General features: G+C 72.2%; 1 protein-coding gene. It reads left to right on the forward strand.

Going from position 1 to position 571, the window contains the following annotated elements:
* Nucleotides 1–22: 22 nt before the first annotated feature.
* A partial coding sequence (locus tag AC5RUJ_RS18055) for a hypothetical protein (protein ID WP_494156493.1) occupies nt 23–571 on the forward strand: 549 nt, incomplete at its 3' end.

A 571-nucleotide genomic window follows, 5' to 3' on the forward strand; every position in this document is an offset into this window, starting at 1 on the left:
CGAACCCCCGCCGACCGAGGCCATGCCGGCAGCGGGCCAGGACCGCACCAGAAACGACCCCCCGGACACGGCCGTGTTCGGCCGCCCGCCCACGGCGGACGGCATGGACCCGGACGCCGCCGGCGGGAGCCCGAATGACGGGATGTACGCCGAGCGGAGCTACCAGGACACCAGCGCCTACCGCCCCGAACCAACCCTCGACGAGGACTTGCTGTACCAGCGGCAGCACAATGCCTACGGCGGGCTGAGGCTGGGGTCTGCGTTCTTCGGCTGGCTGGCCGCCACGGCCATGATCGTGTTGCTCACTGCGGTCGCCGCCGGTGCCGCCGCGGTTTTCGGCCTCGCCAACGAGGCCGACGTGCGCGGCAGGCTGGACGACATCTCCGCCGGCAACGGGCCGGACGCCATGATCGCGGGGGCGGCACTGGCGGCCGGCATCCTGATCGCCTATTTTGCAGGCGGCTACGTGGCCGGACGGATGGCGCGCTTCGATGGCGTCCGGCAGGGCTTCGCGGTCTGGCTTTGGGGCCTGGTCATGGCGGTCATCGCGGGCGTGATCGGGCTGTCCGCC

This window comes from Arthrobacter sp. Y3223164 (assembly GCF_059091005.1).